5 protein-coding genes and 1 pseudogene are annotated in these 6,768 nt (G+C 69.3%); 3 read left to right on the top strand and 3 right to left on the bottom strand.

The annotated features are described in order from the left end of the window. Nucleotides 1-515 (bottom strand): annotated as a pseudogene (locus tag Q0L11_RS10680) (peptidase S10); the annotation flags it as partial. A gap of 219 nt (nt 516-734) precedes the next feature. Between Q0L11_RS10680 and Q0L11_RS10675 the strand changes: the two are divergent. From Q0L11_RS10675 to Q0L11_RS10665, 3 genes are read left to right on the top strand one after another with little or no spacing between them, the layout of a single operon-like run. Continuing rightward, nucleotides 735-2,753 (top strand): amidohydrolase family protein, encoded by a 2,019-nt coding sequence (locus Q0L11_RS10675; RefSeq protein ID WP_296597201.1) that lies wholly within the window; start codon nt 735-737, stop codon nt 2,751-2,753. Beyond that, the gene (locus tag Q0L11_RS10670) at nt 2,753-4,453 is read left to right on the top strand and encodes a hypothetical protein (RefSeq protein WP_296597200.1); all 1,701 of its coding nucleotides are present in this window, start codon (nt 2,753-2,755) and stop codon (nt 4,451-4,453) included. Before Q0L11_RS10675 ends, Q0L11_RS10670 begins: the two co-directional genes overlap by 1 nt. 10 nt (nt 4,454-4,463) lie before the next feature. Further along, on the top strand, nt 4,464-5,768 hold the full coding sequence (locus Q0L11_RS10665; protein ID WP_296597199.1) for an APC family permease: 1,305 nt from the start codon (nt 4,464-4,466) through the stop codon (nt 5,766-5,768). Here the strand turns inward: Q0L11_RS10665 and Q0L11_RS10660 are convergent. After that, entirely contained in the window at nt 5,765-6,199 is a 435-nt protein-coding gene (locus tag Q0L11_RS10660; RefSeq protein WP_296597197.1) for a DUF6491 family protein, read from the bottom strand. The genes Q0L11_RS10665 and Q0L11_RS10660 overlap by 4 nt on opposite strands. A gap of 95 nt (nt 6,200-6,294) precedes the next feature. Then, on the bottom strand, nt 6,295-6,768 hold a 474-nt coding region (locus tag Q0L11_RS10655; RefSeq protein ID WP_296597196.1), incomplete at its 5' end, for an aminotransferase class I/II-fold pyridoxal phosphate-dependent enzyme.

Genomic DNA, 6,768 nt, shown 5'->3' with positions numbered 1-6,768 from the left:
GAGACCGACTGGCTGTCGCCCTCGATGGAATAGAAATAGTCGCGCTTGCCGCCCGGCTGGATGCGGGTGAAGCCCGTCTCGGCCGGGTCGATGAAGACGATGTCCGCGACATCCAGGACCGTCAGGGTGTTGTCGACCATCGCGGGCGGGGCGCCCGGGGCCTTCGGATCCTGCTCCACGACGATCCGCTTTGGGCCCAGGGCCACCATGTGCAGCGTGGACGACGAACTGGACGGGCCGCCGTTGAAGGCGAACAGGACGGGCCGGGTCTTCGGATCGGCGCCGGTCTTCACGTACGAGGTGCAGACGAAACGGATCGTCGGCTGGCCGTCTGCGCCGGTCAGCACGGTCTCGCCGACCGTCGCGACATAGTCGACCTTCTGGCCGTTGAAGACGCCGGAGTGCTGGCTGACGAACGGCCCGCCCGCAGGGCCCTCCGCCGCCTGCGCGGCGGCGGCCGCCAGGGTCAGAAGCCCGCCCGCGCCCAGCAGCGCACGCTTGGTGATCTCGGTCATCGGACGCCCCCAGAACTGGCCACGAGGAAACGCTAGCGCGCTGTCACCGGATTTTCTTTTCGTTCTGCCAGCATCCCCGAAAACGCGCGGCATAGCCTATGTCGACGCGCCGTCGGTGCTGCATTGAACATGTCGCGGTCCGGAGCGGCGGGCGCCAGTTCGAATAGAAAATCCCGACCCCAAAGGTACGATGATGCCATCGTCGAGGGGGTTTGGTTCATGCCGTTCAAGACAGCCGCCGCCGTGAGCGCGCTCCTGGCCCTCAGCCTGTCGGTTCCGGCCTCTGCCGAGACCTTCCGCTACACCGCCATCGCCAACGGCGAGAAGGTCGGACACTTGGTCGCCGACGTGCAGGGCAAGACGACGAAGGTCGACTACGCCATCTCGAACAACGGCCGCGGTCCCAAGGCGCGCGAGACCATCGAGGCCGACGCCGCCGGCTTCCCGGTAAGCTGGAACATCGAGGGCGAGTCGCTGTTCGGCAGCCCGGTCCACGAGCAGTACGCCTGGAAGGCCGGACAGGCCGAATGGGTGAGCCAGGCCGACAAGGGCCGGGTCCCGGCCGCCAAGCCGCTGCTCTACATCGGCAACGACGTCAGCCCCTGGATGCTGGGCGTCTATGTGAAGGCGTTGCTCAAGGCGCCGAACCACACGCTGCCGGTGGCGCCGTCCGGCAGCCTGCGCCTCACCGAGGTGCGCAAGATCACCCTGGGCGAGGGCAAGAAGGCCGTCCCGCTGACGGTCTATGAGCTCGCCGGCATCGACCTCGCGCCCGACTATGTGCTGGTCGACGCAAAGGGCGACCTCTTCGCGTCGGGCGGCCTGATCCGCGAAGGCTATGAGGACCAGATCCCGGTCCTGGAGACCATGAACCGCGAGATCGGGCAGGCCCGCGCCGAGGCCGCGCAGAAGAAGCTGGCGCACCGGTTCGCAGGGCCCGTCCGTATTCGTAACGTGCGCGTCTTCGACCCGGTCAGCATGACCGTGGGCGAGCCATCCACCGTCGTGGTCTACGGCGACCGCATCGCCGGCGTCTGGGCCAACGAGACTGGCCCGGCGCCCGCCGGCGAGACGGTGATCGACGGGCAGGGCGGGACGCTGGTCCCCGGCCTGCACGACATGCATTCGCACACCAGCCTGTCGTCCAACCTGTTCAACCTCGCCGCCGGCGTCACCGCCACGCGCGATCAGGGCAACGACAACGAACAACTGCTGGCGATGATGGATGGCTTGGCCACGGGCCGGCTCGCCGGGCCCCGCATCGTGCGCAACGGCTTCCTGGAGGGCCGCAGCCCGTACTCGGCCCGCAACGGCTTCATCGCCGACAGCCTGGAAGACGCGCTGGAGGACGTCCATTGGTACGCCGACCACGGCTATTGGCAGATCAAGATCTACAACAGCTTCAACCCCGACTGGGTCGCCCCGGTCGCGGCCGAGGCCCACAAGCTCGGGATGGGGGTCACCGGCCACGTGCCGGCCTTTTCCTCGCCCGACCGGGTAATCGGCGACGGGTACAACGACATCGCCCACATCAACCAGCTCATGCTGGGCTGGATCCTCGATCCCAAGGAAGACACCCGAACTCCGCTGCGCCTCACCGGCATGGCGCGCGGCAAGGACCTCGATCTCAATTCGGCGCGGGTCCAGAAGACCGTCGCGCTGATGAAGGAAAAGCACATCGCGCTGGACACCACGGCGATGATCCTGGAGCGCCTGATGCTGTCGCGCTCGGGCGAGGTGCAGGCCGGCGACGCGCCCTACCTCAGCCACGTGCCGATCGGCTACCAACGCTACCGCAAGCGCAGCTTCGTGACGATCAAGACCCCGCAGGACGACGCCGACTATCAGGCCGGGTTCAAGAAGGTGCTCGAGGTCCTGAAGATGCTGGATGACAATGGCGTCCAGCTGCTGCCCGGTACGGACGACGGCACGGGCTTTTCGAACCTGCGCGAGATGGAGGTCTACGTGGCCGCCGGCATCCCGGCCGGTAAGGCGCTCTACCTCTCGACCCTGGGCGCCGAGCGCTACTTCAAGCGCGACAGCCAACTCGGCACGATCGAGCGCGGCAAGCTGGCCGACTTCATCCTGGTGGACGGCGATCCGGTCGCCGACATCTCGGCCCTGCGCAAGAACCGCATGACCATGGTGGGCGGCGTCGCCTACTACCCGGCGGAGATCTACGAGCACCTGGCGATCAAGCCGTTCGCGGCCCCGCCGCCGGTGACGGCGCCGCGCTGATGCTCCGCAAGCTCGTCCTCGCCACTGCGGCCTGCGCCGTGTTTGCCGCCCCGGCCGCCGCGGCCGGGCCGCCAAGCTTGAATGTCGTCCTGAGCCCCCACGCGACCGGCGGCGCCGACGGCTACATGGGCGTGACGATGACGATGGAAGCGCCGGCGCTGAAGGCGGGCGATCCGCTGGTGCGCCTGCCGATTCGCCTCGTCGGCATCCCGACGCCGACCTGGCCCGATGGCGCGGTCCAGGCGCGCGATGACCAGGGCCCGATCCCGCTCACCACGACCGAGGAGCCTGCGACGCCGCAGGGCGTCTACCGCCGCTGGATCGTCGGGCGCGCAACCGTCGGCAATGTCGTGGTCAGCTACAAGGCGCCGCCGCGCAAGGTCACGGCGGCCACCAACAACGGCCCGCTGTTCGACCTGCGCGAGGAGAACGGCGGCTTCGCGGGCTCGGGCAACGGCTTCTTCGCCGCTCCGGTGAAACCCGGGCCCTGGAAGACCCACCTGAGCTGGGACCTGTCGGGCCTGGCGAAGGGATCGCGTGGCGTCTGGTCGCTGGGCGAGGGGACGGTGGACGCCGTGATCCCGTCCGAGGTGCTGCAGTTCAGCTACTACTACGTCGGGCCGATGCAGTCGTATCCGGCCAAGGCCGACCCGAACTTCGACTTCTACTGGCTCTCCGACACGCCCTTCGACGCCGATGAGCTGGGCGGGAAGATGAAGGCGCTGTTCGGCAGCATGGCGCAGTTCTTCGGCGAGACCGGCGGCAGCTACCGGGTCTTCGTCCGCCAGAACCCCTACCTGGGCACGGGTGGCACAGGCCTCGCCCGGTCGTTCATGTTCGGCTACCACCCGCCGGCCAAGCCCACGGTCGACAGCCTGCAGGGGCTGCTGGCCCACGAGATGGCCCACACCTGGCCGGCGATGCAGGGCGACCACGGCGAGACGGCCTGGTACTCGGAAGGCATGGCCGAGTACTACTCGACGGTCCTGTCCTGGCGCGCGAAGGCGATCACCACCGAGCGCCTGGTCCAGACCTTCAACGAGCGCGCCGACGCCTACTATTCGAACCCCTATGTGCGGGCGACCAACCCCGAGGCGGCGAAGAAATTCTGGACCGATCCTGTCGCCCAGACCGTCCCCTACGGTCGCGGCTGGCTGTACCTGCAGCAGGTCGATGCGCAGATCCGCGAGGCCACCGCCGGCAAGCGCAGCCTGGACGACATCGCCAAGGAGATCCGCCGCCGGCAGGAGGCGGGCCAGGCGTACGGCGTCCCGGTCTGGCTGGAGCTGGTCGGCAAGGAGATCGGCGCGGACAAGGCCAAGGCGGGCTACGCGCTCATGACCGGCGGCGGCCTGCTGGTCCCGCCCGCGAACCTGTACAGCCCGTGCCTCGTGGTCGAGACGCATCCCGTCCGCCCGTTCCAGCTCGGCTTCGCCCGGGGCTCGCTGAACGACGACCGCACGGTCCGCGACCTGGAGCCCGGATCCGAGGCCGAGAAGGCCGGCGTCCGCAACGGCGACGTGATCGTCGAGACCTCCGACATCAACGCCGTGCGCAAAGACGAGGCCCTGCCGCTCAAGCTCGTCTTGCGCCGGGGCGAGTCGACGACGACGGTGACCTATCTGCCGCGCGGCGCGGCCGCCGAGGGCTACCGCTGGGCGCGCGATCCGAAGACGCCCGATGCCGCCTGCCGCTTCTGACGGGACACGAATGACCGACCAGCTCCGCCATGGCGTCCGCCTCATCGACCTGGTGATGCTGGGGGCGGGCACCGCCATCGGCGCGTCGATCTTCTCGGTGCTGGGCCCGGCGGCCCAGGTCGGCCGCGAAGGCATCCTGGTCGCCTGCGTGATCGCGGCCCTGCCCATGGTGCTGTTCGGCCTCGTCTACGCCTATATGGCCTCGGCCGTGCCGAGGACGGCCGCCTCGTTCGAGTGGCAGCGCCAGTTCACCCATCCGATCATCGCCTTCGGCATCGTCTGGCTGCGCATCCTGTCCAACGCGGTGGTGATGATCGTGCTGGGCACGGTGCTGGTGAACTACCTGGGCAAGGTGGTCGCTGTGCCGGGCAAGCCGGTGATGTTCGGCCTCTTCCTGGCGGTGTTCGCGTTGAACTACCTGGGCGTCGCCATCGCCGCGCGGGCGCAGACGATCATGATGCTGCTGCTGCTGGCGGTGTTCGCGGTCTTCGTGGCGGCCGGCGCGCCGCAGCTCAAGCCGCAGCTTGTCACCCAGTCGATGAGCGTCGGCTGGGTCCCGATCGTCGCCGCCCTGCCGCTGATGATCCAGCTCTTCCTCGGCATCGAGACGACGACCGAGGTGGGCGAGGAGGTGGCCGACCCCAAGCGCGTCGTGCCGCTGGGCCTGGCGCTGGCCCTGGTGCTGACCGTCGTGGTCTATCTCGCCATCGCCTTTACGGCGCTGAGCCTCGTCGGCGCCGACGCCCTGGCCGCCAGCGACGCCCCGCTGCTGACCGCCGCCGAGAAGGCCCTCGGGCCGGTGGCGTTGCCGCTGATCGTCACCGCGGCGGTTCTGGCCCTGCTGAAGTCGATGAACGCGGTGTTCCTGGTCTTCGCCCGCTTCCTCTACGCCATGGGCAAGGCGGGCGTCCTGCCGGCGCCCCTCGCTCACGTCCATCCGAAGTTCGGCACGCCCGACGTGGCCACCGTCGTGGCCTTCGCTGCGTGCTGCCTGGGCCTCTTCCTGCCGTCCAGCCTGCTGTTCCTGCTGCTGGCGGTGAACATCCCGACGATGATGAAGTACCTGGGCTCGTGCCTGGCCGCCTACGTCGTCGCCGACAAGCACCCCGAGGTCCATGCCCAGGCGCGCCTGCGGTTCAGCCCCGGGCTCGTGAAGGCGCTCTCGGCGCTGGGCATGGCAGCCGCCGTGATCATCGCCAGCCTGGGCTTCGGGACCGACTGGAAGCCCTATGCGCTGCTGGCCGGCTGGCTTGCGATCGGCCTCGCCTACTACGCCTTGGTGTCGCGCAAGACCGCGCCGCGGCCCTCAGCCTAGCGCTTCGCCGCGCCTGCGAAGGCGGCGATCTCCGAGGAGGAGAGGCGGCGCACATCGGTGATCTTGCAGCGCTTCAGCCCGGTGTCCGTGCGCGCGAACAGGATGGCGGTGTCGTCCTCGCAGACGGCAGCGCCGAGGCTCGAGGCGGCCGATAGTCGCGTCGCCCGCTCGACGGCGTGGCAGTCCTCGCGCAGCTTCACCTCGTAGATCGCGCCGCCTCCGTTCTGGACCAGCAGGCTGCGCTGGCCCGAGCGGCTCACGCCCTTGATCCTTGCGCCGTTGAAGCAGCGCGGCGCGTACGGCCCGGCGCCCGTGCCGTAAGCCTGGGCGTGAGCGGCCGCATCGAACCGGTTCGGCGGTTCGTACTGGGCGAGGGCGGGCGTCGCGGCCAGGGCCGACACGGTCGCGACGGCGAACAGCATGCGCTTCATGGGACGTCCTCCGAGGCGAGACAACCCTAGCGTATCCGCGTAACGCGTTCGCCGAAAGGGCGTTCGGCGCAGCAGGCGCGCGAGGCCCCCGGCGCCTACGACCGGCTCAGCACGGCATCATAGGCCGCCGCGAACCGAGGCACGGTCTCGGCGGTCAGGCCCGCGATGTTGATGCGGCCGTTTCCGGTCATGTAGACGCCGTGGTCGCGGCGCATCGCCTCGACCTGGGCCGGCGAGATCGCCAGCATCGAGAACATGCCCTTCTGGCCGCGGATCGGCTCGAAGCGCGGGTCGGCCTCGGCCAGCGCCTCGCGCATCGACTGCAGCCGCAGGCGGCAACCCTCCAGCTCCGCGCGCCACGAGGCGGTAAGCGCCTCGTCCTCCAGGATCAGGCGCACGGCGGCGGCGCCGTGGTCCGGCGGCATCGACCAGGCGCAGCGGGCGATCTTCAGGATGTTGGTGCGCACCACCTCGGCGTGGGCGCGGGCGCGGACGAAGAGGGCGCCGGTCCGCTCGCGATAGAGGCCGAAGTTCTTGTCGCAGGAATAGGCGACCATGGCGTTGTCCAC

The sequence above is a fragment of the Phenylobacterium sp. genome (genome assembly GCF_024508875.1).
Taxonomy (GTDB): domain Bacteria; phylum Pseudomonadota; class Alphaproteobacteria; order Caulobacterales; family Caulobacteraceae; genus Phenylobacterium.
The sequence above is the reverse complement of the archived record's forward strand: the minus strand, read 5'-3'. Positions and strand labels throughout refer to the sequence as shown.

What these genes read in the sequence shown, in the direction of transcription:
- Q0L11_RS10675 (WP_296597201.1), top strand. Translation starts at nt 735, where the DNA reads ATGCCGTTCAAGACAGCCGCCGCCGTGAGCGCGCTCCTGGCCCTCAGC.
- Q0L11_RS10670 (WP_296597200.1), top strand. Translation starts at nt 2,753, where the DNA reads ATGCTCCGCAAGCTCGTCCTCGCCACTGCGGCCTGCGCCGTGTTTGCC.
- Q0L11_RS10665 (WP_296597199.1), top strand. Translation starts at nt 4,464, where the DNA reads ATGACCGACCAGCTCCGCCATGGCGTCCGCCTCATCGACCTGGTGATG.
- Q0L11_RS10660 (WP_296597197.1), bottom strand. Translation starts at nt 6,199, where the DNA reads ATGAAGCGCATGCTGTTCGCCGTCGCGACCGTGTCGGCCCTGGCCGCG.